The sequence below is a fragment of the Pseudomonas sp. FBCC-B1667 genome (genome assembly GCF_059133255.1).
In genome coordinates, this window is sequence record NZ_CP101437.1 from 1,584,020 (window position 1) to 1,608,485 (window position 24,466).

General features: G+C 60.7%; 23 protein-coding genes. 14 read left to right on the forward strand and 9 right to left on the reverse strand.

Annotation, left to right across the window (positions count from 1 at the left end; all coding sequences use genetic code 11):
- Positions 1-131: 131 nt before the first annotated feature.
- The 9 genes from NL116_RS06970 to pcaC all read left to right on the forward strand — a co-directional run bounded on the left by NL116_RS06970 (position 132) and on the right by pcaC (position 8,327).
- Entirely contained in the window at positions 132-989 is an 858-nt protein-coding gene (locus NL116_RS06970; protein WP_494376549.1) for a CoA transferase subunit A, read from the forward strand.
- Positions 989-1,768 carry a CoA-transferase subunit beta gene (locus NL116_RS06975; protein ID WP_494376550.1) on the forward strand — a complete coding sequence of 260 codons (780 nt, stop codon included), beginning with the start codon at positions 989-991 and terminating at the stop codon, positions 1,766-1,768. Before NL116_RS06970 ends, NL116_RS06975 begins: the two co-directional genes overlap by 1 nt.
- On the forward strand, positions 1,765-2,970 hold the full coding sequence (pcaF, locus tag NL116_RS06980; protein WP_494378017.1) for a 3-oxoadipyl-CoA thiolase: 1,206 nt from the start codon (positions 1,765-1,767) through the stop codon (positions 2,968-2,970). Before NL116_RS06975 ends, pcaF begins: the two co-directional genes overlap by 4 nt.
- A 37-nt stretch (positions 2,971-3,007) precedes the next feature.
- A complete protein-coding gene (pcaH, locus tag NL116_RS06985; RefSeq protein ID WP_027925612.1) occupies positions 3,008-3,712 on the forward strand; it encodes a protocatechuate 3,4-dioxygenase subunit beta in 705 nt (234 codons plus the stop codon).
- A gap of 1 nt (position 3,713) precedes the next feature.
- Complete coding sequence (pcaG, locus tag NL116_RS06990; protein ID WP_494376551.1) at positions 3,714-4,280, forward strand: protocatechuate 3,4-dioxygenase subunit alpha; 567 nt, start codon at positions 3,714-3,716, stop codon at positions 4,278-4,280.
- A 126-nt stretch (positions 4,281-4,406) separates the two neighbouring features.
- The gene (locus NL116_RS06995) at positions 4,407-5,711 is read left to right on the forward strand and encodes an MFS family transporter (protein WP_494376552.1); all 1,305 of its coding nucleotides are present in this window, start codon (positions 4,407-4,409) and stop codon (positions 5,709-5,711) included.
- A 45-nt stretch (positions 5,712-5,756) separates the two neighbouring features.
- On the forward strand, positions 5,757-7,121 hold the full coding sequence (locus NL116_RS07000) for a 3-carboxy-cis,cis-muconate cycloisomerase (RefSeq protein WP_494376553.1): 1,365 nt from the start codon (positions 5,757-5,759) through the stop codon (positions 7,119-7,121).
- Between the two features lie 11 nt (positions 7,122-7,132).
- A complete protein-coding gene (gene pcaD / locus NL116_RS07005) occupies positions 7,133-7,924 on the forward strand; it encodes a 3-oxoadipate enol-lactonase (protein ID WP_494376554.1) in 792 nt (263 codons plus the stop codon).
- A gap of 10 nt (positions 7,925-7,934) precedes the next feature.
- Positions 7,935-8,327: a 4-carboxymuconolactone decarboxylase gene (gene pcaC, locus NL116_RS07010; RefSeq protein WP_452625212.1), complete on the forward strand. Its 393-nt coding sequence runs from the start codon at positions 7,935-7,937 to the stop codon at positions 8,325-8,327.
- Between the two features lie 135 nt (positions 8,328-8,462).
- On the opposite strand, the gene NL116_RS07015 is transcribed toward pcaC, so the two are convergent.
- From NL116_RS07015 to NL116_RS07030, 4 genes are all read right to left on the reverse strand, one after another.
- Positions 8,463-9,719, reverse strand: coding sequence for an OprD family porin (locus NL116_RS07015; protein WP_494376555.1), 1,257 nt, complete (start codon positions 9,717-9,719; stop codon positions 8,463-8,465).
- 328 nt (positions 9,720-10,047) lie between these two features.
- Entirely contained in the window at positions 10,048-11,508 is a 1,461-nt protein-coding gene (gene emhC / locus NL116_RS07020) for an efflux RND transporter outer membrane subunit EmhC (protein WP_494376556.1), read from the reverse strand.
- Positions 11,505-14,669, reverse strand: a complete 3,165-nt coding sequence (emhB, locus tag NL116_RS07025; protein WP_494376557.1) for an efflux RND transporter permease subunit EmhB — start codon at positions 14,667-14,669, stop codon at positions 11,505-11,507. The genes emhC and emhB overlap by 4 nt, the downstream gene beginning before the upstream one ends.
- A 3-nt stretch (positions 14,670-14,672) precedes the next feature.
- Entirely contained in the window at positions 14,673-15,830 is a 1,158-nt protein-coding gene (locus tag NL116_RS07030) for an efflux RND transporter periplasmic adaptor subunit (RefSeq protein WP_494376558.1), read from the reverse strand.
- Positions 15,831-16,096: 266 nt separating this feature from the next.
- Here NL116_RS07030 and emhR point away from each other — a divergent pair, with 266 nt between their 5' ends.
- The gene (emhR, locus tag NL116_RS07035) at positions 16,097-16,729 is read left to right on the forward strand and encodes an efflux system transcriptional repressor EmhR (RefSeq protein ID WP_494376559.1); all 633 of its coding nucleotides are present in this window, start codon (positions 16,097-16,099) and stop codon (positions 16,727-16,729) included.
- A gap of 226 nt (positions 16,730-16,955) precedes the next feature.
- Here emhR and NL116_RS07040 read toward each other — a convergent pair whose 3' ends face one another.
- The 3 genes from NL116_RS07040 to NL116_RS07050 are packed head-to-tail and all read right to left on the reverse strand — an operon-like array spanning position 16,956 to position 19,538.
- Positions 16,956-18,005: an alkene reductase gene (locus NL116_RS07040; RefSeq protein WP_027925598.1), complete on the reverse strand. Its 1,050-nt coding sequence runs from the start codon at positions 18,003-18,005 to the stop codon at positions 16,956-16,958.
- A 28-nt stretch (positions 18,006-18,033) separates the two neighbouring features.
- Entirely contained in the window at positions 18,034-19,200 is a 1,167-nt protein-coding gene (locus tag NL116_RS07045) for an MFS transporter (RefSeq protein ID WP_494376560.1), read from the reverse strand.
- A 35-nt stretch (positions 19,201-19,235) separates the two neighbouring features.
- A complete protein-coding gene (locus NL116_RS07050; protein WP_007983055.1) occupies positions 19,236-19,538 on the reverse strand; it encodes an ArsR/SmtB family transcription factor in 303 nt (100 codons plus the stop codon).
- Positions 19,539-19,709: 171 nt separating this feature from the next.
- Between NL116_RS07050 and NL116_RS07055 the strand changes: the two genes are divergently transcribed.
- Positions 19,710-20,288 carry an acyl carrier protein phosphodiesterase gene (locus NL116_RS07055; protein ID WP_494376561.1) on the forward strand — a complete coding sequence of 193 codons (579 nt, stop codon included), beginning with the start codon at positions 19,710-19,712 and terminating at the stop codon, positions 20,286-20,288.
- Between the two features lie 42 nt (positions 20,289-20,330).
- Here NL116_RS07055 and NL116_RS07060 read toward each other — a convergent pair whose 3' ends face one another.
- On the reverse strand, positions 20,331-21,122 hold the full coding sequence (locus NL116_RS07060; protein WP_494376562.1) for a lysophospholipid acyltransferase family protein: 792 nt from the start codon (positions 21,120-21,122) through the stop codon (positions 20,331-20,333).
- A complete protein-coding gene (gene olsB / locus NL116_RS07065) occupies positions 21,122-21,877 on the reverse strand; it encodes an L-ornithine N(alpha)-acyltransferase (RefSeq protein ID WP_494376563.1) in 756 nt (251 codons plus the stop codon). The genes NL116_RS07060 and olsB overlap by 1 nt, the downstream gene beginning before the upstream one ends.
- A gap of 153 nt (positions 21,878-22,030) precedes the next feature.
- Between olsB and NL116_RS07070 the strand changes: the two genes are divergently transcribed.
- The 3 genes from NL116_RS07070 to NL116_RS07080 all read left to right on the forward strand — a co-directional run bounded on the left by NL116_RS07070 (position 22,031) and on the right by NL116_RS07080 (position 24,412).
- Positions 22,031-22,918: an acyl-CoA dehydrogenase middle domain-containing protein gene (locus NL116_RS07070; RefSeq protein ID WP_494376564.1), complete on the forward strand. Its 888-nt coding sequence runs from the start codon at positions 22,031-22,033 to the stop codon at positions 22,916-22,918.
- Between the two features lie 85 nt (positions 22,919-23,003).
- A complete protein-coding gene (locus tag NL116_RS07075) occupies positions 23,004-24,098 on the forward strand; it encodes a serine hydrolase domain-containing protein (RefSeq protein WP_494376565.1) in 1,095 nt (364 codons plus the stop codon).
- Positions 24,095-24,412, forward strand: a complete 318-nt coding sequence (locus NL116_RS07080) for an amidase (RefSeq protein ID WP_494376566.1) — start codon at positions 24,095-24,097, stop codon at positions 24,410-24,412. The genes NL116_RS07075 and NL116_RS07080 overlap by 4 nt, the downstream gene beginning before the upstream one ends.
- Positions 24,413-24,466: the final 54 nt, after the last annotated feature.

Consider the following 24,466-nt stretch of genomic DNA (forward strand, 5'->3'; position numbering starts at 1 on the left):
ATAAACGAACGCTTAGTCGATTATCGGATTGTTTGGTGTTTTGCACAGGCATAACCTTCAGTCATTCCGGCGCTGCGCATCGCGCCTTTTTCTTCCACTGTCGGTTGATCACAAAACGGGAGCCTGCCCCCATGGCTGAAATCCTTTCGCTGCACGACGCGGTGAAGCAATTCGTAAACGACGGCGATACGGTCGCGCTCGAAGGCTTTACTCATCTGATCCCTACGGCGGCGGGTCATGAAATCATTCGTCAGGGCAAGAAAGACCTGACGCTGGTGCGCATGACCCCGGACCTGATCTACGATCAGTTGATCGGCGCCGGTTGTGCCCGCAAATTGATTTTCTCCTGGGGCGGCAACCCTGGCGTGGGTTCGCTGCATCGTCTGCGTGATGCGGTCGAGAAGCAGTGGCCGCATCCGCTGGAGATTGAAGAGCATAGCCACGCCGACTTGGCCAATGCCTACGTCGCTGGCGCCTCCGGCCTGCCGTTCGCGGTGCTGCGGGCCTACGCCGGTTCCGACTTGCCTAAGGTCAATCCTCTGATCAAAACCGTCACCTGCCCATTCACCGGTGAAGTGCTGGCAGCCGTGCCATCGGTGCGACCGGACATCACGGTGATCCACGCGCAGAAAGCCGACCGCAAAGGCAATGTGTTGCTGTGGGGCATCCTCGGTGTGCAGAAAGAAGCCGCGCTGGCCGCCAAGCGTTGCATCGTCACCGTCGAAGAAATCGTCGACGACCTCCATGCACCGATGAACGCCTGCGTCCTGCCAACCTGGGCCTTGAGCGCGGTTTGCCTCGTCCCTGGCGGCGCGCATCCGTCCTACGCCCATGGTTACAACGAGCGTGACAACCGCTTCTACCAAGCCTGGGACCCGATTGCCCGGGACCGTGAAACCTTCACCGCGTGGATCAACGAATACATCCACGGCTGCGCTGACTTCAGCGAGTTCCAGGCCAAGCTGGCCGCTGCTTCGGAGGCCAAGTAATGACTTACACCACCAATGAAATGATGACTGTCGCCGCCGCGCGCCGTTTGAAGAACGGTTCAGTGTGCTTCGTCGGCATCGGCCTGCCGTCGAAAGCGGCCAACCTGGCGCGCCTGACGTCGTCGCCGGATGTGGTCCTGATCTACGAATCGGGTCCGATTGGCGCCAAGCCAAGCGTATTGCCGCTGTCGATTGGTGACGGTGAGCTGGCGGAAACCGCCGACACCGTGGTCCCGACCGGTGAGATTTTTCGCTATTGGTTGCAGGGCGGGCGCATTGACGTCGGTTTCCTCGGCGCTGCGCAAGTCGACCGTTTCGGCAACATCAACACCACCGTGGTCGGCGATTACCATGCGCCAAAGGTTCGCCTGCCGGGTGCCGGTGGCGCGCCGGAGATTGCCGGTTCGGCCAAAAGTGTATTGATCATCCTCAAGCAGTCGGCGCGTTCTTTCGTCGACAAGCTCGACTTCATTACCTCGGTCGGTAATGGCGAGGGCGGCGATTCGCGCAAGCGTCTCGGTCTGCCTGGCGCCGGTCCGGTCGGCATCATTACCGATCTGTGCATCATGGAACCGGAAGCCGGCACCCATGAATTTGTGGTCACCGCGCTGCACCCTGGCGTGACCCGTGATCAAGTGGTCGCCGCCACTGGTTGGCCGATTCGTTTCGCTGACACGGTTGAAAACACCGCCGAGCCGACCGACGTCGAATTGAAGGCGCTGCGGGATCTTGAAGCCCGCACCGCCGCCGCCCACGGCCAAGCACCGGGAGAAGCCTGATGCGTGACGTTTATATCTGCGACGCCATTCGCACCCCCATCGGCCGTTTCGGCGGCGGTCTGTCGGCCGTTCGGGCTGACGATTTGGCGGCAGTGCCGATCAAGGCGCTGATGGAGCGCAACCCGTCGGTGGATTGGACGGCAGTGGACGAAGTGTTCCTCGGCTGCGCCAACCAGGCCGGCGAAGACAACCGTAACGTGGCGCGCATGGCGTTGCTGCTGGCCGGGCTGCCGGAAAGTGTTCCCGGCGTTACGCTCAATCGCCTGTGTGCGTCGGGCATGGACGCCATCGGCACCGCTTTCCGCGCCATCGCCAGCGGTGAAATGGAGCTGGCGATTGCTGGCGGCGTCGAGTCGATGTCCCGCGCACCGTTCGTGATGGGCAAGGCCGACGCGGCGTTCTCGCGCAACATGAAGCTGGAAGACACCACGATCGGCTGGCGTTTCATCAACCCGTTGATGAAAGCGCAGTACGGTGTGGATGCGATGCCGCAAACCGCCGACAACGTGGCCGACGATTACGAAGTGTCCCGCGAGGATCAGGACGCGTTCGCGCTGCGCAGCCAGCAGCGCGCAGCCGCCGCGCAGGCTGCCGGATTTTTCGCTGAAGAAATCGTCGAAGTGCGAGTTGCGCACAAGAAGGGTGAAACGGTCGTAACGCAGGATGAGCATCCTCGTGGCGACACCACGCTGGAGATGTTGGCCAAACTCAAACCGGTCAACGGCCCCGACAAAACCGTCACCGCCGGCAACGCTTCGGGCGTCAACGACGGTGCGGCGGCGTTGATTCTGGCCTCGGCCGAAGCGGTGAAAAAACATGGCCTCACTGCCCGCGCCAAAGTGCTCGGCATGACGAGCGCAGGCGTCGCCCCACGGGTGATGGGCATCGGCCCGGTCCCGGCAGTGCGAAAACTGACCGAACGTCTCGGCGTGACGGTCAGCGATTTCGACGTGATCGAACTCAACGAGGCCTTCGCCAGCCAAGGCTTGGCGGTGCTGCGCGAACTGGGCATTGCCGACGACGCGGCTCAGGTCAACCCGAACGGTGGCGCCATCGCCTTGGGTCACCCGCTGGGCATGAGCGGTGCGCGTCTGGTACTGACCGCGTTGCATCAGCTGGAAAAAACCGGTGGCAAGAAAGGCCTGGCGACCATGTGTGTGGGCGTCGGCCAAGGTCTGGCCCTGGCGATCGAACGCGTCTGACACGTCGCGTCGACTAATAAGAACAGAGGAAAGCGCAATGACTGACAAGCCTGGTTACCGTCGTCCGCAGGAAGGCACTCAGCCGGAATACCTGCACCCGACGTATCAATCCACCAACCTTCGCTCGCCGTCCAAACCGTTGGTGTTTCTGCCCCATTCGCTGTCGGAAATCACCGGCCCGACCATCGGCGCCGAACGCGTCAACGAGAAGGACAACGACCTGACCGTTCAGCACAAGGGCGAGCCACTGGGTGAGCGCATCATCATTCACGGCCGTGTGCTCGATGAAAACGGTCTGCCGGTGCCGGGGATTCTGGTGGAGATCTGGCAGGCCAACGCGGCCGGCCGCTACAACCATGCCCGCGACCTGCACGACGCGCCGCTGGATCCGAACTTCACTGGCACCGGCCGCACGGTGACCGATGCCGATGGCTGGTATCAATTCCAGACCATCAAGCCCGGCGCCTATCCATGGGGCAACCACCACAACGCGTGGCGCCCGGCGCACATCCATTTTTCGTTGTTCGGGCCGAGCATTCTCACGCGGCTGGTCACGCAGATGTATTTCCCCGGTGACCCGTTGCTGGCCTATGACCCGATTTACAACTGCGTGCCTGACACCCGCGCCAAAGAGCGTTTGATTGCGACGTTCGATCTGGAAAAAACCGTCCCTTCCTACGCCCTCGGTTATCGCTGGGACATCGTCTTGCGCGGCCGCGACGCCACGCCGATGGAGAAATAAGATGACGCTGAACGCAACCACGTCCCACACCGTCGGGCCGTACTACCACATCGGCCTGACCTGGCTGAACCGCGAAGACCTGACCGTTGCGCAACCCCTGGGCCAACGCGTGGCGATTACCGGGCAAGTCATCGATGGCAACGGCGATGTCGTCAATGACGCGATGCTGGAAGTCTGGCAGGCCAATGCCGCCGGCAAGTACGACCATCCGGAAGACGATCAGGACAAACCGCTGGACCCGAACTTTGAAGGTTTTGGCCGCGTGCCGGTGGATGCAGAAGGGCGCTTTCGTTTCACCACCATTAAGCCGGGCACGGTCGAAGGCCTGAAAGGCTCGACCCAGGCGCCGCACCTGGTGGTACTGGTGTTCGCACGCGGGTTGGTGAAGCATTTGCTGACGCGGATTTATTTTGAGGGTGAAGCGGCGAACGTCTCGGACCCGTTGCTGGAGTGTGTACCGGCCGAGCGCCGCAGCACGTTGCTGGCCAAGCAGGATGTGTCCGGTGTTTACCAGTGGAATGTGATCCTGCAAGGCACTGATGCCGAGACGGTGTTCTTCGACTATTAAGCGAACACCGCAAATCCCCTGTGGGATCCTCTCCCACTGGGGGATTTGTGTGGCTGATCTATCTGGGGGAACAGGACTGTTGCGAAGTATGTCTAGACTCTCATTGTCCCCATTGAGTGAAAAACAATGACAACGACCAGCGCTTCAACAGAGCACTACACCGGCGAAGAGCGCAGCAAGCGCATCTTCGCCATTGTCGGCGCCTCGTCCGGCAACCTCGTGGAATGGTTCGACTTCTACGTCTACGCCTTTTGCGCGATCTATTTCGCCCCGGCTTTTTTTCCCTCCGACAACCCCACGGTGCAGTTGGTCAACACCGCGGGCGTGTTCGCCGCCGGGTTCCTGATGCGCCCCATCGGCGGCTGGATTTTCGGCCGGGTGGCGGACAAGCACGGGCGCAAGAACTCGATGATGATCTCGATTCTGATGATGTGCTTCGGTTCGTTGTTGATCGCTTTCCTGCCGACCTACAAGGACATCGGTGTCTGGGCACCGGTGCTGTTGCTGCTCGCGCGTTTGATTCAAGGGTTGTCGGTGGGCGGCGAGTACGGCACCACCGCCACCTACATGAGTGAAGTGGCGCTCAAGGGCCAGCGCGGCTTTTTCGCTTCGTTTCAGTACGTGACGCTGATTGGCGGGCAATTGCTGGCGGTGTCGCTGGTGGTGATCCTGCAACAGTTCCTCAGTGAAGATGAGTTGCGTGCCTACGGGTGGCGGATTCCGTTTGTGGTGGGTGCGGCGGCCGCGCTGATTTCGCTGTTCCTGCGCCGTTCGCTGAAAGAAACCAGCAGCAAGGAAATGCGCGAAAACAAGGACGCCGGCAGTATCGCGGCACTGTTTCGCGACCATAAAGCCGCGTTCATCACCGTGCTCGGTTACACCGCCGGTGGCTCGCTGATTTTCTACACCTTCACCACCTACATGCAGAAATACCTGGTGAACACCGCCGGCATGCAGGCCAAAACCGCCAGCTACATCATGACCGGCGCGCTGTTCCTTTATATGTGCATGCAGCCGTTCTTCGGCATGCTCGCCGACAAGATCGGCCGGCGTAACTCGATGCTCTGGTTCGGCGCCCTCGGGACCTTGTGCACCGTGCCGATTCTGTTGAGCCTGAAAAGTGTCAGCAGTCCGTTCCTGGCCTTTGTGCTGATTACCCTGGCGCTGGCGATCGTGAGTTTCTACACCTCGATCAGCGGCCTGGTGAAAGCCGAGATGTTCCCGCCGGAAGTACGCGCCCTCGGCGTTGGCCTTGCCTACGCGGTGGCGAATGCGATCTTTGGTGGTTCGGCGGAATACGTGGCCCTGAGCCTCAAAGCCGTGGGCATGGAGAATTCCTTCTACTGGTACGTTACGGTGATGATGGCGGTGGCGTTCCTGTTCAGTTTGCGTCTGCCCAAGCAGGCGAAGTATTTGCACCACGACCTCTGATCTTTCCGCGCGGGCGTGACCGGCCCGCGCCATCAAGGACTGTTTATGAACGATCGACCGGGCAATCAATTGTTCGATGCCTATTTCACTGCCCGCGATATGCGTGAGGTGTTCTGCGATCAGGGCCGCGTGCAGGCCATGCTCGATTTCGAAGCGGCGCTGGCTCGGGCCGAGGCACGTGTCGGGCTGATACCGCCAATGGCTGTCGCTTCGATTGAAGCGGCGTGTCGGGCCGGGCATTACGACTTCGCCGCCCTCGGCGAGGCGATTGCCACCGCAGGCAATTCCGCCATTCCGTTGGTCAAGGCGTTGGGCAAACAGATCGCGGCCAATGATGCCGACGCCGAGCGCTATGTGCACTTGGGCGCGACCAGCCAGGACGTGATGGACACTGGTCTGGTGCTGCAACTACGTCAGGCACTGGCTTTGATTGAACGCGATCTCGCGCAATTGGGCGACACCCTCGCCACTCAAGCCAAGCGTTATATCGCCACGCCGCTGGCCGGACGCACCTGGTTGCAACACGCCACACCGGTCACCCTCGGCATGAAAATCGCCGGTTGGTTGGGGGCAGTCACCCGCAGCCGTCAGCGTTTGCAAGCACTCAAGCCACGTTTGCTGGTGCTGCAATTCGGCGGTGCCTCCGGAACCCTGGCCGCCCTCGGTGCGCAAGCGATGCCGATTGCCGAAGCGCTGGCCGGCGAGTTGCAACTGACCTTGCCGGATCAGCCTTGGCACAGCCAACGTGATCGTCTGGTGGAGTTCGGCTCGGTGCTGGGATTGATTGCCGGCAGCCTCGGCAAACTCGGTCGTGATATCAGTCTGTTGATGCAGACCGAGGCGGGCGAGGTGTTCGAACCGTCGGCACCGGGCAAGGGCGGTTCCTCGACCATGCCGCACAAGCGCAACCCGGTCGGCGCTGCGGTGCTGATCGGTGCGGCGACTCGGGTTCCCGGTTTGCTCTCGACGCTCTTCAGCGCCATGCCGCAGGAACACGAACGCAGCCTTGGCTTGTGGCATGCCGAGTGGGAAACCCTGCCGGAGATTTGCTGCCTGGTGTCCGGCAGCCTCAAGCAAGCCTTGTTGGTGGCGCAGGGGCTGGAAGTGGACGCGAATCGCATGGCCGGCAACCTCGATTTGACCCAAGGCCTGGTGCTGGCCGAAGCGGTGAGCATCGTCCTCGCCCAACGGGTCGGGCGCGACACCGCGCATCATTTGCTGGAACTCTGCTGCAAACGTGCGGTGGCTGAGCAACGGCACATGCGCGCGGTTCTCGGCGACGAACCGCAAGTGACCGCCGAGCTTTCGGCCGCTGAACTCGATCATTTGCTGGACCCTGCCCATTACCTCGGCCAAGCCCATACCTGGGTCGAGCGGGCGGTGGCTGAACATTCTGCGTTGACTGCCTGAAGGAGATTGCTGTGGCTTTCGTACAACTCGCCGAGGGCGAACTGCACTACCAACTGGATGGACCTGAAGATGCGCCGGTACTGGTGCTGTCCAACTCGCTGGGCACCGACCTGCACATGTGGGACGCACAGGTTTCGGCGTTCACCGAACATTTCCGGGTGCTGCGTTTCGACACCCGTGGCCACGGTCAATCACTGGTGACGCCGGGGCCGTACAGCATCGGGCAACTGGGTTGCGACGTGTTGGCGCTGCTGGATGCCTTGCGCATTGAGCGTGCGCATTTCTGTGGTCTGTCAATGGGCGGTTTGATCGGCCAATGGCTGGGAATCAACGCCGGTGATCGATTGAACAAACTGGTGGTGTGCAACACCGCGGCAAAAATCGGCGATCCGTCGATCTGGAACCCTCGCATTGAAACCGTGCTGCGTGACGGTCCGGCCGCGATGGTCGCACTGCGCGATGCGTCGATTGCGCGCTGGTTTACTCCGGACTTTGCTGCCGCCAATCCGTCTGCCGCGAAGCGCATCACCGACATGCTGGCCGCCACGTCGCCTAAGGGTTACGCAGCGAATTGCGCGGCGGTGCGGGATGCCGATTTCCGTGATCAGTTGTCGTCGATCAAGGTGCCGTTGCTGGTCATCGCCGGCACCGAAGACGCGGTGACGCCGCCGTCCGGCGCGCACTTCCTTCAAGAGCATGTGCAGGGCGCCGAATACGCCGAGTTCCATGCCGCGCACTTGTCCAACGTCCAGGCCGGCGCCGCGTTCAGCGAGCGGGTGCTGGCGTTTTTGAACGCTCATTAAGGGGATTGTTGTGGACGAGAAACAACGTTACGACGAGGGCATGAAAGTCCGTCGCGCCGTACTCGGCGACGCTCACGTCGACCGCAGTCTCAATGCCCTGACCGAGTTCAACTCGGAATTTCAGGAGATGATCACCCGCCACGCCTGGGGCGACATCTGGACCCGCCCGGGCCTGCCGCGCCACACCCGCAGTCTGATTACCATTTCCATGCTGATCGGCATGAACCGCAACGAAGAACTCAAACTGCACCTGCGCGCGGCCGCCAACAATGGCGTGACCCGTGGCGAGATCAAGGAAGTGATCATGCAGAGCGCGATCTACTGCGGCATCCCGGCGGCGAATGCGACGTTCCATTTGGCGGAGTCGGTTTGGGATGAGTTGGGGGTTGAATCGCGGGAGTGACCCTTCGGGATTTCCGGTGCGTGAGCTGACGCCATCGCGAGCAAGCTCGCTCCCACATTAGATCGTGCCCGTCCGGACAACTCGGTTAACAGTGGGAGCGAGCTTGCTCGCGATGGCGGTGTATCAGCCGGGTGCTTACAACAGGCTGATCGGATAGCTGACGATTAACCGATTCTCGTCGAATTCGTTGTTGCTGAAGTCGCGGCGGATGGTCGAGTTCCGCCATTTGACGTTGAGGTCCTTGAGCACGCCGCTTTGCACGGTGTAGCCCAGTTCCGATTCGCGGCCCCATTCCTTGCCGTCGGTGACGGTGCCGATGTGCACGTTGTCGCCGCTGATGTAGCGGTTCATCAGGGTCAGGCCGGGGATGCCGAGGACGACGAAGTTGTAGTCGTGGCGCACCTGCCAGGATTTTTCCTGTGCGTTGTCGTAGCTGGCGTTGTAACTGTCGTTGGCCAGGGTGCCGCCGCTGGTGCCGTTGACGCGCATCCAGGCGCTGTCACCGGTGAGTTTTTGCAGGCCGACGTAAAAGGTGTTGCCGCCGTATTTGGCCGAGAACAGGCCGGACCAGGTCTTGTTGTCGAGATCGCCCGCGCGGGCGCTGCCGTCATCCCTGCCGTAGAAGTAGCCGAGGTTGGCGCCCAGGGTCCAGTCGCCCAGTGGCTGGCTGTGGATCAGGTTGACGAATTGCTGGCTGTAGATGTCCTTGAGTTCGGCGTTCCACAGGCCGATCTGGGTGCGTTTGTCGTTGAAGGCGTATTCGCCGCCCTGGAAGTTGAATCGATCGGAAGTGAAGGCTGGTTTACCGTTCATAAACATGTCGCTCATGCTGCTGTCGTCGCGCGGGCTGTTGGCGCGGAACTGACCGCCGTAGAGCGTCAGGCCAGCGATTTCCTTCGAGGTGATCTGGCCGCCACGGAAGGTCTGCGGCAGCGAGCGACCGTCGTCCGAACGCAGGATTGGCAGCACCGGCATCCATTCACCGACCTTCACTTCGGTCTGAGACAGCCTGGCCTTGAACGCGACGTTGGTGCGCCCGTAATTGTCCGCCGGGCGACCGTCATGGTCCAGCGGCAGCAACTGTGTTCCGCCCGTGCCCTTGCCGCTATCGAGCTTCACCGAATACAAACCCAACACATCCATGCCGAAGCCGACAGTGCCCTGGGTGAAGCCGGATTTAGCGTCGAGTATGAAGCTTTGCGTCCACTCTTCAGCCTTGCCCTGGGCCTTGGTCGGGTTGGTGAAGTTGCGGTTGATGTAGAAGTTGCGCAGGTTCAGGTTGACCTTGGCGCCGTCGACAAAACCCGCTTCCTCGGCCTGGGCGGGCAGGGCTGCGGCCACTGCAATGGCCAGAAGGCCGGGGAAGAAATACTGCGCGGTGGAAGGCGTCATGGGCTCGGGTCTCTCTAATTGTTGGGGATGAAGCGGGGTGATGCCGCAACCCTGGGTTGCAGAAAAAAGATGTGTTCGATTGAAAAAAACAGCGGAATCAGCCGGACTGGGCAGGGCGCGGGAGCATGAGGGTGAACCTGATGTTGTTGGTCTTGTGCGAGGAATGGTGCGGGGAATGGACTGGATGGTTCAATTGGTGAAAGCGGGTTTCGGGCGGTTATCGAACGTAAGATTGATCTGGATTCAGGGGCCAGTGAAACCATCACTCCTTTTCCCGCACCCAACAAAAAGCCCACCAAAAGGTGGGCTTCCTGTTTTCACAGCGCTATCAGAACATCTTCATCTTCGGCGCTTCTTCTTTCAGCGGTTCGACCTTGGCGGTCTGCTGATTCCAGCCGCCACCCAGTGCCTTGTACAGATTGACGGCGCTGACCAACTGCGCCAGACGGTCGGTGATCAGCACTTGTTGGGCGTTGAACAACTGACGCTGGGCATCGAGGAAGGTCAGGTTGCTGTCGACACCAATGCGGTAGCGACGCTCGGCCAGGCGGTAGTATTCCTGGTTGGCGGTGACGTTGTCACGCTGCGCCTGCAACTGGTGGGTGTAGGTCTCGCGGGCGGCCAGGCCGTCGGCGACTTCCTGGAAGGCGGTTTGAATGGACTTCTCGTAGTTCGCCACGCCGATGTCTTTCTGGATTTTCGAGTAATCCAGGCTGGCGCTCAGGCTGCCGGCGTTGAAGATCGGCAGGTTGATCTGCGGCGAGAACAGCCAGGTGCCCGAACCGCCCTTGAACAGACCGGACAAGTCCGGGCTCAGGGTGCCGGCGTTGGCCGTCAGGCTGATGCTCGGGAAGAACGCAGCCCGTGCCGCGCCGATGTTGGCGTTGGCAGCCTTGAGGTTGTATTCGGCCTGGAGGATGTCCGGACGGCGTTGCAGCAAGTCCGATGGCAGACCGGCGGGCACGTCGCTCAGCAAATCGTCAGACAGCGGCTTGGCAGCCTGCAGGTTGGCCGGGATGCCGGTGCCGAGCAGCAGCACCAGGCTGTTTTCATCCTGGGCGACCTGGCGGGTGTACTTCGCCAGTTGCACCCGGGCGGTTTCCACCGAGGTGCGCGACTGGGCGAGGTCGAGCGCAGACGCCACACCGACGTCGGCACTGCGCGCGGTGAGCTTGTAGCTCTCCTCGAACGCGCCGAGGGTGTCCTCGGTCACTTTCAGCAGTTCCTTGTCGGCCTGCCAGGCCAGGTAGGCGTTGGCCACGCTGGCCACCAGGCTGATCTGCGTGCTGCGTCGGCCTTCTTCCGTGGCAAAGTATTGCTGCAGCGCTTGTTCGCTAAGGCTGCGAACCCGCCCGAACAGGTCGAGCTCATAAGCACTGATGCCGACCGTGGCCGAATAGGAACTGACAATGCCTGACTGGCCGGACTGCGAAGCGTCAGCCGGAACGCGCTGACGGCTGCCGGTACCGTTGGCCGACACGGCCGGGTACAGGTCGGCGCGCTGGATGCGGTATTGAGCCGCAAAAGCGTCGATGTTCAGCGCCGCGACACGCAGGTCACGGTTGTTTTCCAGCGCGACCTGGATCAGCTGTTGCAGAGCAGGGTCATGGAAAAACTGCTTCCAGCCTTGTTCGGCAGCTGCCTGGCTTGGCGCCTGGGCCGGCGAATAGGCCGGACCTTGCGGGTATTGGGCAGCCACTGGTGCCGCAGGCTGCTGATAATCAGGTATCAGCGAGCAACCACCGAGCACAAACGCGGCAATGGCTAGGGAGAGTAGCGACTTGCTCATTGGCCAGCCTCTTTAGGAGTTTCAGTGGCGTCATCCTGGTCGACTTTTTTGCGCTGACCGATGGACGACACAGTGACGAAGAACAGTGGGACCCAGAAGATCGCCAGAACGGTGGCGGTGATCATACCGCCAATCACCCCGGTGCCGATGGCATGCTGGCTACCCGAACCTGCACCGGTGGAAATCGCCAGGGGTACCACGCCGAGAACGAAGGCGAGCGAGGTCATGATGATCGGTCGCAGACGCATCCGGCAGGCTTCAATCGCCGCATCACGCAGGCTACGCCCTTGTTCATGCAGTTCCTTTGCAAATTCGACAATCAAAATGGCGTTTTTCGCCGCCAGGCCGATGGTCGTCAACAGGCCCACCTGGAAGTACACGTCGTTGGACAGGCCACGCAGGCTGGTCGCCATCAGAGCACCGATGATCCCCAGCGGCACCACCAGCATCACCGCAATCGGGATCGACCAGCTTTCATACAGTGCCGCCAGACACAGGAACACCATCAGCAGCGACAGGGCGTACAGCGCTGGCGCCTGCGAACCGGACAACCGTTCCTCGTACGACAGGCCGGTCCAGGAAATACCGACACCCGCCGGCAGTTTCGCGGCAATGGCTTCGACTTCGGCCATGGCTTCACCGGTGGAGTAGCCCGGCGCCGGGGAACCAAGGATTTCCATCGCTTCGACGCCGTTGTAACGGGCGAGCTTCGGCGAGCCGTAAATCCATTCGCCCTTGGCAAACGCCGAGAACGGAACCATGGTGCCGGCGCTGTTGCGCACATACCATTTCTTCAGGTCTTCAGGGCTCATGCGCGAGCCGGGCTGACCTTGCACGTAAACCTTCTTCACTCGACCGCGGTCGATGAAGTCGTTGACGTAGCTACTGCCCAACGCGATCGACAGGGTGTTGTTGATGTCGGCGATGGTCACGCCCAGGGCGCTGGCCTTCTCGTCGTCGATTTCCAGTTGGTATTGCGGTTCGTCGTTCAGGCCGTTCGGGCGCACTTGCGTCAGAATCTTGCTCTGTGCGGCCATGCCGAGGAACTGGTTACGGGCAGCCATCAGCTTTTCGTGACCAATGCCGGCGCGGTCTTGCAGGAACACGTCGAAACCGGTGGCGTTACCCAGTTCCAGTACCGCCGGCGGCGCAAAGGCAAACACCATGGCATCGCGGAAGGTGAAGAAGTGCTGTTGTGCACGGGCCGCCACCTTGAACACGTTGTTGTCGGCGTTACGTTCGTCCCATGGTCGAAGCATGATGAACGCCATACCCGAGCTCTGGCCACGACCGGCGAAGTTGAAGCCGGTCACGGTAAACACCGAGTTCACCGCATCGCCCTCACCGCCATCCTTGCCCGGACGCAGCAGGAATTCACGCATTTCGTCCACGACCACCTGCGTACGCTGGGCGGTCGAGCCGGCTGGCGTCTGCACCTGGGCAAACAGTACACCCTGGTCTTCTTCCGGCAGGAACGCCGTCGGAATACGGGTGAACAGCCAGATCATGCCGACAATGATGATGAGGTAGGCCAACAGGTACGGCGCCTTGTGCGCGAGCATGCTGCCCACGCCGCGCTCGTAGCTTCTTACGCCACGGTCGAAATTGCGGTTGAACCAGCCGAAGAAGCCACGCTTGGGTGTTCCGTGCTCACCCTTTGGAATGGCCTTGAGCATGGTGGCGCACAGCGCCGGCGTGAAGATCAGTGCAACCAGTACCGACAGGGCCATGGCCGAGACGATGGTGATCGAAAACTGCTTGTAGATCACGCCGGTGGAACCGCTGAAGAACGCCATTGGCAGCAGTACCGCCGACAGCACCATGGCGATACCGACCAGTGCACCCTGGATCTGCCCCATGGATTTCTTCGTGGCCTCCTTGGGTGACAGGCCTTCTTCACTCATGACCCGTTCGACGTTTTCCACCACGACGATCGCGTCGTCCACCAGCAAGCCGATGGCCAGGACCATACCGAACATGGTCAGGGTGTTGATGCTGAAACCGGCGGCCGCGAGGATGCCGAACGTACCCAGCAGTACCACCGGCACGGTCATCGTGGTGATGATGGTGGCGCGGAAGTTTTGCAGGAACAGGAACATCACCAGGAACACCAGCACGACGGCTTCGACCAAGGTGTGAACCACCCCTTTGATCGACTCGGTCACCACTGGAGTGGTGTCATACGGGAACACCACTTCCATCCCTTGCGGGAAGAACGGCTTGAGGTCGTCAATGGTCTTGCGCAGGGCTGTGGCGGTATCCAGGGCGTTGGCGCCCGTGGCCAGCTTCACGGCCAGGCCGGACGCCGGAGCGCCGTTGAACTGGGCGTTGATGCTGTAGTTTTCACCACCCAAACCGACGTCGGCGACATCTTTCAAGCGAACCTGAGAGCCGTCCTTGTTGACCTTGAGCAGGATTTTATTGAACTGCTCAGCGGTCTGCAGACGGGTCTTGCCGATGATCGTGGCGTTCAGTTGGGTGTCGGGCAGGGCCGGCAAACCACCGAGTTGACCGGATGAGACCTGCACGTTTTGCGCGGCGATGGCGGTTTTGACGTCAACCGGGGTCAGGTTGAAGTTGTTCAACTTGGCCGGGTCGAGCCAGATACGCATGGCGTACTGGGAACCGAACACCTGGAAGTCACCGACGCCGGCGGTTCGCGAAATCGGGTCCTGCATGTTCGACACGATGTAGTTGGACAGGTCGTCCTTGGTCATGCTGCCGTCACGCGAGACCACACCGATCACCAACAGGAAGTTTTTCACTGCCTTGGTCACGCGGATACCTTGCTGCTGCACTTCTTGCGGCAGCAGCGGGGTGGCCAGGTTCAGCTTGTTCTGGACCTGAACCTGCGCGGTATCGGAGTTGGTGCCTTGCTCGAAGGTCGCGGTGATGGTCATGGTGCCGTCGGAGTTACTTTCCGAGGACACATAACGCAAATGGTCGATGCCGTTGAGCTGTTGCTCGATCACCTGCACCACGGTGTCCTGTACCGTTTGTGCCGAAGCACCCGGATAGGCCACAGAGATGGCGATCGCCGGAGGCGCGATGCTCGGGTACTGGTTGATCGGCAACTTGAGGATCGACAGTGCACCGACCAGCATGATCACCAGGGCAATTACCCAGGCGAAAATCGGGCGGTCAATAAAAAATTTCGACATGGGTTACTCCCCTTTGCCGCTGGAAGCCTTATCAGCTGCCTGTGCGGGGGCCGGGTTCTGGACGCCAACGTTAGTCGCTTCAGTGGCTTTGACTTCGATGCCAGGCTTGACGAATTGCAGCCCTTCAGTGATCAGGCGATCGCCTGCCTTCAGGCCGTCCTCGATCAGCCATCGGCTGCCGACGGTGCGGCTGGCCTTGAGCTGACGCAGCTCAACCTTGTTGTCAGGACCGACGACCAGTGCAGTCGGGGTGCCTTTAAGGTCACGGGTCACGCCTTGTTGCGGGGCCAGAATCGCTGCGGCATTCACACCGGACTGGAGTTGGGCGTGTACGAACATGCCCGGCAGCAGGGTGTGATCCGGGTTTGGGAACACCGCGCGCAGGGTCACGGAACCGGTGGTCTGGTCAACCGAGACTTCAGAAAATTCGAGCTTGCCGTCCAGCTTGTACTGGCTGCCGTCTTCGAGGGTCAGCTTGACCGTTGCCGCGTTATCGCCAGCCTTTTGCAGGCGACCGCTTTCCAGTTCACGGCGCAGTTGCAGCAATTCCACCGAGGACTGCGTCACGTCGACGTAGATCGGGTCGATTTGCTGGATCACCGCCATCGGCTCGGCCTGGCCGCTGGTGACCAGCGCGCCTTCAGTTACGTTGGAGCGACCGATACGACCGGTCAGCGGCGCGTAGACCTTGGTGTAGCGCACGTTGATCTGGGCGGTTTGCAGGGCGGCTTCCGATTGCATCCGGTTGGCCACAGCCGTGTCGTATTCCTGACGGCTCACGGCTTGTTCGTTGACCAGTTGCTTGTAGCGATCGGAGATCGATTTGGTCTGTTGCAGGTTGGCTTCTGCGCTTTTCAGCGTGGCGTCATAGACCGACGAATCGATCTGATACAGCTGTTGGCCAAGCTTGACGTCGCCGCCTTCCTTGAACATGCGCTTGAGAATGATGCCGTTCACTTGAGGACGCACTTCGGCGATGCGGTACGCGCTGGTACGGCCCGGCAGATCGGACGTCAGCGTAAACGTTTGCGGTTGCAGGGTAACGACGCCGACCTGAGGAGGCGGTGCGGCTGGTGCCGCTTCTTCCTTTTTGCATCCGCTGAGCAGCGATGCCAAGGCGACGGCAGTGACCAGAGCGGTAACAGCTGGCTTGAATTGCATGAAAATCCTCGGGTCAGGCGCGCAAAGTGCGCACTAGAAAGGTGGAAGGGTAAAAATAGGGTGCTGAGTGGATAAGTAGCTTGCTAAGGAATATACTTACGTTCATGGTTGTTTGTAAACACCTTGGCTGCGTACCCACTTCGCTACAAAAGCCGTTCGAAGGTTTGAATTCTAAGACGGGGACGGCGCCCAAGAGCGAACGCTCCACTTTTATTCAGCTGATGTTCAGACATCACTGAAGCATCCTGATTGAGGTTTTTACTGCCATGGTCCGTCGCACCAAAGAGGAAGCTCAAGAAACCCGCGCCCAGATTCTCGAAGCGGCAGAGAAAGCCTTTTATGAAAGAGGCGTGGCGCGCACGACACTGGCGGACATCGCGACCCTGGCCGGCGTGACGCGCGGTGCCATCTACTGGCATTTCAGCAACAAGGCCGATCTGGTGCAGGCCATGCTGGATACCTTGCATGAGCCGCTTGATGAGATGGCCCGGGCCAGTGAAAGCGAAGAGGAGCTCGATCCGCTCGGCTGCATGCGCAAGCTGCTGATACATTTGTTTCATCAAGTTGCACTGGACCCGAAAACCCGACGCATTAATGAGATTTTGTTTCATAAGTGCGAATTCACCGATGAAATGTGCGATCTGCGCCAACAGCGCCTGACGGCCAGCCTTGATTGTAATCTGCGCATCGGCCTGGCCCTGAGTAATGCCGTGAATCGGGGGCAAATGCCCGAAGACCTCGACACGGCGCGCGCTGCCATCAGCCTGCACGCGTACATCGACGGCATCCTGTACAAGTGGTTGCTGGCCCCCGACAGCTTTCAATTACACGCCGAAGCCGAGCGTTGGGTCGAGACCGGGCTGGACATGCTGCGCTTGAGCCCCAGCCTGCGCAAATGAAACAACATGCGTAATTGGCTTCGCCCGTGTCAACTCTCGAGGCGGGTGTCGATGCCATGGGGTGCTTTTATATACGGACGCTCGCTAGGATGACAGGTAGCGAGCTACGTATTTTGTAGGAATTTTGTGTCTTGGGTGTGAACGTGGTGTGACTACACGCCAGTTTTAAAACGCAAAAAGCCCCGGCTCTTACGAGTCGGGGCTTTTTGTCTTCAGTGACTGATGCTTACAGCGCCGGGTAGTCGATGTAACCGACCGGGCCTTTTGCGTAGAACAGTTCTGGACGCGCTTCATTCAACGGCGCATCGGCCTTCAGACGTGCAGGCAAGTCGGGGTTGGCAATGAATGGCACGCCGAAGGCGACTGCATCGGCCTTGCCGCTGGCCAGCCAGGCGTTGGCGCTGTCCTTGGTAAAGCGTTCGTTGGCGATGTACGGGCCGCCGAAAGCTTCTTTCAGTTGTGGACCGAGGCTGTCGCCGGCTTCTTTCTCGCGCGAGCAGATGAAGGCGATGCCACGCTTGCCCAGTTCGCGAGCGACGTAGGTGAAGGTTTCCGCCAGGTTATCGTCGCCCATGTCATGGGAGTCAGCGCGTGGTGCCAAATGCACACCCACCCGGCCGGCGCCCCAGACTTCGATGGCTGCGTCGGTCACTTCCAGTAGCAGGCGTGCACGGTTTTCCAGGGAGCCACCGTAGTTGTCGGTGCGCTGGTTGGTGCTGCTTTGCAGGAACTGGTCGAGCAGGTAACCGTTGGCGCCGTGGATTTCTACACCGTCAAAACCAGCGGCCTTGGCGTTCTCGGCACCGGTGCGGTAAGCGTCGATGATGTCGGCGATTTCAGCGGTTTCCAGGGCTCGCGGCGTTGGATAATCGGCCAATGGGCGAACCAGGCTGACGTGACCTTTTGGCTGGATGGCGCTCGGTGCGACCGGCGCTTCGCCGTTCAGGTACGAGGTGTGGGACACCCGGCCAACGTGCCACAGTTGCAGGAAGATCTTGCCGCCCGCGCCATGGATCGCCTTGGTCACGTTGGCCCAGCCGCGAACCTGGTCGTTGGACCAGATGCCCGGGGTGTCCGGGTAGCCGACGCCCATTGGCGTGACCGAAGTGGCTTCGCTGAGGATCAGGCCGGCGGAAGCGCGCTGGACGTAGTACTCGGCCATCAATGCGTTCGGCACACGGCCTTCGTCGGCGCGGCAGCGGGTCAGCGGCGCCATGATGATGCGGTTGGCCAACTCGATGTCGCCCAGTTTGATTGGATCGAAAATTGTCGTCATGAAAGTACCCTCGTGAGGTTCAAGTGGATTAGTGAGTCGCTGGAGCCAGTTCGGGATTGCCGCTCTGGCGGAAAGTAATCAGGGTCACCAGCAGGGCGAGTACCGCCAGTGCGGCAGCCGCGAGGGGCACGCTGGTCAGGCCGAAGCCGTGGGCGATGACGCTGCCGCCGACCCAGGCACCGAGCGCGTTGCCGATGTTGAAAGCGCCAATGTTCAGGGTCGACACCAGGTTCGGTGCCGCTTTGCCAAAGGTCACCACGTTCACTTGCAGGGCCGGCACGGCGGCAAAACACGCGGTGGCCCAGAGGAACAGAGTGATTTCGGTCGGGATCAGCGCAACGCTGGTCCATGTCAGCACGGTGGAGACCACGGCCATGCTGATGAACACACCGATCAGCGTTGCGGCCATGCCTTTGTCCGCCAGCTTGCCGCCGATGATATTGCCGACCGTCAGGCCCAGGCCGATCAGCATCAGGGTCCAGGTCACGCCTCGTGGCGAGACACCGGTGATTTCGCCCAGCAATGGCGCGACGTAAGTGAAGAGGGTGAAGACCGAGGCAGCGAACAGCGCAGTCATGCTCAGGGACAGCCAGATTCCGGCGCCCTTGAGTGCGGCGAGTTCGGCGCGCATGTCGAGTTTTTCTTCATCGCGCTTGGCCGGCAGGAAGCGGATCAGACCGATCAGGGCGATCACACCGATCACGGTCACGGCCCAAAAGGTCGAGCGCCAGCCGGCTTGTTGGCCGAGCGCGGTGCCCAGTGGCACGCCGAGCACGTTAGCCAGGGTCAGGCCGGTGAACATCAAGGCCACGGCCGAAGCGCGTTTGTTGGCCGGCACCAGGCCTGCCGCCACCACCGAACCGATACCGAAGAAGGCACCGTGGCAGAGCGCCGTGACGACGCGTGCAAACATCAACACGTTGTAGTCGCTGGCGAGGGCGCAGAGCAAGTTGCCAACGATGAAGATCCCCATCAACGCCACCAGTGCGGCCTTGCGCGGCAGTCGGGCGGTGGCCAGCGCCATGAACGGAGCGCCGATGGCCACGCCCAGGGCGTAACCGGTCACCAACCAGCCAGCGCCGGGGATCGACACACCGAGGTCCGCCGCCACATCGGGCAGCAGGCCCATGATGACGAATTCGGTGGTGCCGATGGCGAAGGCACTCAAGGCCAGAATGAGAAGCGAGAGGGGCATTGTTGAATTCCTTTTGGGCTGGCTGACGTTAAGGGTCAGAGCTCTTTACTGAAGGTCTTGAGGAATTCCTGGATGGTTTCCTCATTACGTTTGAAAAAATGCCACTGGCCAACTTTGCGGCTGCTGATCAGACCGGCGCGTTGCAGCGTCGCCAGGTGTGCGGACACCGTGGACTGCGACAAGCCGCAACGTTGATCGATCTGCCCGGCACAAACGCCATGCTCGTTGCTGTGGGACTGGTCCGGGAATTCGACGGTCGGGTCTTTGAGCCAGTGCAGGATTTCTCGCCGTACTGGGTGTGCCAGGGCTTTTATTATTTCGTCGAGATTAATGGTCATGGGGATCAGCTCGTGATGGTTAAAACGCTATATCGCGATGAGGCGAACTTTAAATCGGTATTTCGCGATATACAAATATGATTTGGCTCTGAGCCGCTAACAATTCGGTATATCGAGTTATAACGATACGTGGGGTGTAACGATCCAAAGGCGCAATGCTAAGCTGCGCCCATGAACTATCTCGCACATCTTCACCTCGGCGGCCAGCGTCCCGGTCAATGGCTCGGCAGCCTGTATGGCGATTTCGTCAAAGGACGGCTGCAAGGGCAATTCGCGCCTGAGATCGAGGCGGCCATCCAGCTACACCGCAGCATCGACGTATTTACCGACCATCACCCGTTGGTGGACGTTGCGTTGTCGCGGTTTTCCACCACGCGTCGGCGTTACGCCGGGATCGTCCTCGACGTGTTTTTCGACCACTGCCTGGCACGGGACTGGACGTTGTACGCCGACCGGCCACTGGAACTGTTCACGTCGCAGGTGTACCGGGTGCTGGCGGCCGAGCCGCAGTTGCCGGAACGGTTGGCGAGAATCGCGCCGCACATGGTGGCGAATGACTGGTTGGGGTCGTATCAGCAATTCGAGGTGCTGGAGCAGGTGCTGCAGGGGATTTCGCGACGGTTGACCCGGCCGGAGGAGCTGGCGGGGGCGATGCATGAATTGCGGGTGTTGTACGAACCGTTAAGCGAAGATTTCAGGCTTTTCTATCCACAGCTTCAAGACTTCGCCCAAAACTACCCAACACCCTAAAACCAATGTGGGAGCGGGCTTGCTCCCACATTAGACAGGTGTTTATGCGGCGATTGCGGGACGCATCGGCGCTTCCTGCTTCTCCGCAATCGCCCCAAACAAGGCCTTCTGCACCGCTTGCTGCGCTTCGAACGCCAGCGCCGCACGTTCGCGACCTTCACAAGCAATCGGCTTGAGCAGATGTATCTCCACATCTCCCCGGTCATTGGCAAACAAGCGCATCAAGTGCGACAGCAGGTCATCATCGCCAATGAACGGTGCCAAGGTATCGAGCTGACCGTCACGCAGGTAACGAATCGCCACGGGTTGCAACTGTACTTCTGAATCAATCGCCGCCGACAGCAAGCGACCATGAAACGTGCGCAACGAACGGCCATCGGTGGTGGTGCCTTCTGGAAACATCAGCAGCGGATGTTCCTGTTCCAGGTGGCGGGTCATTTGTTTGCGGATCAATTGACTGTCGCCTGACCCACGGCGAATAAACAGGCTGCCAGCCTTGGCCGCCAACCAACCCGCCACCGGCCAGGTGCGCACTTCAGCCTTTGACAGAAACGACATCGGCGTGAGCATGCCCAGCAGCGGGATGTCGGTCCAGGACACGTGATTGCTGACCCAGAGCATCGGTTGCTTGGGCAATTCACCCTGAACGGTGACCTGGAAGGGCAGGGCATTGCTCAACCGCGCCATGAAAAACCGCGACCAGCGCTGGCGGCGGACCATCGAGTGGGCGATGCCTGTGCGCTCGAACAGCCCGAACAGGCTGGCCATGCTCAAACCGAATGCGACCACCACCAATACTCGCGCAATCCGCGCGTACACCCGCAACCGGCTCATCACATGGCCGCCTTGAAGTGCTTGGCGTAACGCGGGCAAAGCTCGTCGCGCTTGAGCAGGATGAACACGTCGGCGACCTGGAAATCTTCGTCCCAGCACGGCTCGCCGCAGATTTTCGCGCCGAGGCGCATGTAGGCCTTGAGCAGCGGCGGCATTTCGGCGATCACGTTGGAAGGAATATCCAGGGTCGGCAGCGGCTTTTTCGGTTCGGCGCGCAGGTGTTCGGTGCACAGGTAACGTTCGCGCAGGCGCTGCATGATCGCGTGGGCCTGGATGCCGCCGTCCTGCATCGGAATGCTCGCGCAGCCCATCAAATAGCTGTAGCCGCCCTGATTCAATACCTCGGCCAGTTCACCCCAGAGCACGGCGATGGTGCCGCCGTTGCGATAGGCCGGGTCGACGCAGGTGCGGCCGATTTCCAGGATCGGGCCTTTGAGATGCACCAGGCCGTGCAGGCTGAATTCTTCTTCGCTGTAGAACTTGCCCAGGCTGCTGGCCGCCGTGTGGTCGAGCAAACGGGTGGTCGCCACCAGGCGCCCGGTGTTCAAGTCACGCACGCCGATGTGGGCGCAATGAACATCATAGTCATCCATGTCCAGACCCCGTTCAGCACCCTTCAGCTTGGCGTTGAACTCGCCACTGAACACGTTGAAGCGCAAGGCCTGGGCTTCCTGCAAGGCTTGGCTGCCGATCAGGCGTTCGGCTTGCAGTCGGCGGTCGTTGCCGGTGTCGCGGATGCGGGCGATCTGAGTCATGGCGATTCTCCGTGCAGGCTGCTCCCCGTCTTGGGTTACAGCGGATCGACTTTCTTTATGCAGCCGTTTTGTGCAAGGTCAGGCTATGTAGCCCCGGTGTCATCGCCATTAAGATTTGGTGATGCTTATATGACAGCCCACGAGGAGCCTCTTATGCCCTGGCAAAACCTGTTGAACCGCCACGAACGTCTGCCCGCCAACGCGGATCTGGCGGAAGGGTTCGTGACCTTGTTGCACCAGTTGGGCACGGTGACGCCGTTTGAACTGGCCGTGGTTGGCGGGCGTTTGATGGCCACGCCGGGGCTGGCGTTTCTAACGGGGTACCAGGCGGCATTGCGCATGCTCTGGCCAAGTGCGCCGTTGAGCCTCGGTGCGCTGTGTGCGACCGAGCAGCGCAGCCTGCGACCGGCGGACATGCAAACCCGCCTCGTCGATTTGCGCTTGAGCGGCCGCAAGGATTTCGTCACCGCCGGTGATGCCGCTGAATGGCTGCTGGTCGCTGCCCGCAGTGAAGCGCCCGGCGACGCGGCAAGCCTGAGCCTGGCGGTGGTCTATCCCGATGAACCGGGCGTGCGCCTGGAAAAACTGCCGGCGATACCGCTGATGCCGGACATCAGTCATGGCCGCTTGTTTCTCGATAATGCTCAGTGCGAGTTGTTGGCGGGGGATGGTTGGGAGGCTTACGTCAAACCGTTCCGCACCCTTGAAGATGTCTGCGTATTGAGCGCGATGACGGCGTGGCTGTATGGCGTTGGTCAGGACAGCGACTGGCCGCAAGCGTTGCAGTTGCGGTTACTGGCGCTGCTGGCCGGGTGCGCGGAAGTCAGTCGGCAGGCACCGAACAATGCGGCCGGGCATGTGTTGCTGGGTGGGTTGTTTGCGCAGTTCGAGGGGCTCAAGGTCGAGATCGACCAGGCGCTGGCCGATGGGCCGCCGCATTGGGCGGCGATGTGGCAGCGCGATCAGGCGGTGATGGACTTGGCTGCGGGGGCTCGGGGTAAGCGGTTGGCCAAGGCATTAGCGGGATCTTCATTGAGTTGACTGGCCCCTTCGCGAGCAACACAAATCCCAAAACTGTCATCAACCTCAACTAGGCTCAGCACGTTAATCCTCCCGAGCCCACGCCATGTTCAAAGGCTTGTCCCTCATTGTCATGCTGCTGCTCAGCCTCCCGACTCTCGCCGAAAACTGGCCGGCCGAGCAATGGTCAACCGGCCCGGTCATCACCGGGCCAGCGCTTCAAGCCCTGGAAACCTACGCCTTCCCACCCCGCGACGACAGCACCCGAAAAGGCGTGCGCACCGACGCCTTGCTGGTGATCCGCGACGGTCAATTGATCTACGAACGCTACGCCGGCCCGACCACCGCCGACACGCCACACCTGACCTGGTCCATCAGCAAAAGCCTCATGGCCACGGTGCTGGGTGTGGCGTATGGCGAAGGCCTGTTCAAACGCCAGGACCTGGTGCAGACGTTTTATCCGCCGATGAAAAAACACCCCGGCGTGACCATGGACGACCTGCTGCATTGGGCTTCTGGGCTGGACTGGCAGGAAGACTATGAATACGCCCCGTTGAAGTCCTCGGTGGTGGCGATGCTCTACACCCGTGGCCATCAGGACATGGCCGCGTTCACCGCCGAGCATGCCGAGTACGCCAAGTCCGGCCAAGCCTTTCGTTACTCCAGTGGTGACAGCAATCTGCTGTCCGCCGCCCTCAAAACCATTGTCGGACCGGCCCGTTATCCAGACTATCCATGGACCGCACTGTTCGAGCCGTTGGGCATCCGCCATGCCGTTTGGGAAACCGATGCCACGGGCACTTTCGTCGCTTCGTCCTACGCCTATCTGACGGCTCGCGACCTGGCACGAATCGGGCTGTTGATGGCGCGCGACGGGCGCTGGCAAGGTCGTCAGTTGCTTCCCAAAGACTGGGTCGCCTTCAATCGCGAACCGTTCGCCCACTATCACGCGCATGAGGATGATGCCGTGCCTGGCGGTCAATGGTGGCTCAATCTGACGGTGGAGGGGGCGGCACGACCCTGGCCCGATGCACCGGCCGATACCTTTGCGGCGCTGGGTCATTGGGGCCAGGCGATGTACGTGATCCCCAGCGAGAATCTGGTGATCGTGCGCTATGGCGATGATCGTGACGAGAGCTACCAGCACAACGAATTGCTCAAGCTCGCGCTCAAGGCGTTTGCTCAGAAGGTGCAGCCATGAGGTTTCTTAGACACAGACCGTTCAGCGCGATGGTCCTGATAGTGCTGGTCGCATTGCTCGGCTGGATCTGGCAGGAGCGAATGGCACTGTGGGCCTTCCCCGACATCATCAGCGCCTACACCGCCAAGGAATACTGCTCGTGCCGGTATGTGATGAACAACGAGGCCGGCTATTGTCACCGCTATGTAAAACAGTGGCTGCCCACCAGCAGCTTTGTCGATGACGCCGCGAGCAAACGCGTGACGGTCAGCGGCATGGGCCGTAGCAACAACGCTGTGTGGAGGGGTGAACGCCAAGGCTGCCGTCTGCAATAGTGATTTGTGCTGAAGCTTTCTGTGGCGAGTGTCAGTGATGGACAGTTTGCATCT